The sequence below is a fragment of the Virgibacillus halodenitrificans JCM 12304 genome (assembly GCF_001310895.1).
Taxonomy (GTDB): domain Bacteria; phylum Bacillota; class Bacilli; order Bacillales; family Amphibacillaceae; genus Virgibacillus_Q; species Virgibacillus_Q halodenitrificans.
The window spans coordinates 1-576 of the sequence record NZ_BAZS01000076.1; the positions used below are offsets into that span (position 1 = coordinate 1).

The 576-nt window shown below is 35.8% G+C and carries 1 protein-coding gene; it reads right to left on the reverse strand.

Annotation, left to right across the window (positions count from 1 at the left end):
- A partial coding sequence (locus tag JCM12304_RS18860) for an N-acetylmuramoyl-L-alanine amidase family protein (RefSeq protein ID WP_172675331.1) occupies positions 1–403 on the reverse strand: 403 nt, incomplete at its 3' end.
- Between the last annotated feature and the right edge of the window lie 173 nt (positions 404–576).

Genomic DNA, 576 nt, shown 5'->3' on the forward strand with positions numbered 1-576 from the left:
CTCTTAAAACATGGAAATTTGCAGTTTTTCTCCCCCGATTAGCAAGATGATTTACTTTAGAAATTTCTTGATGGAGAATCCGTTGATATTTTTTTGTTTTAGATTGGTTGGATAAACCACTATAGATGAAATCCTCATAGCCAATTCCCTTCCCGTTAGAGGCGTTACAGTGTATAGAAAGGTAAAAATCAGCTTTCCATTTGTTTGCCTCATTTGTTCGTTGCTGAAGACTTATGGTGGAGTCTTTGGTTCGACTCATTTTCACCTCTACATGAATGTAATTTGCGGTAATTAATTTTTTGATACGCAACGCAATATCCAATGCAACCTCTTTTTCCTGCAAACCATTTCCAATCGCACCTGGATCTGTACCACCATGCCCTGGATCTAAATATAATTTCATATTGAAAAACTCCTTTATATTTTTTTGAGATCGCTATCCTATAATTAAAATCGTTTGAAGTTATAAATAGGGGGCATGAAAAAGGATTGTATGACAAATGTTGGATACTAAAAATCATTTCGTAAATGCATAATTGGAATAAACTGCGACGTAGAGCGGGGACTATCAGCAGG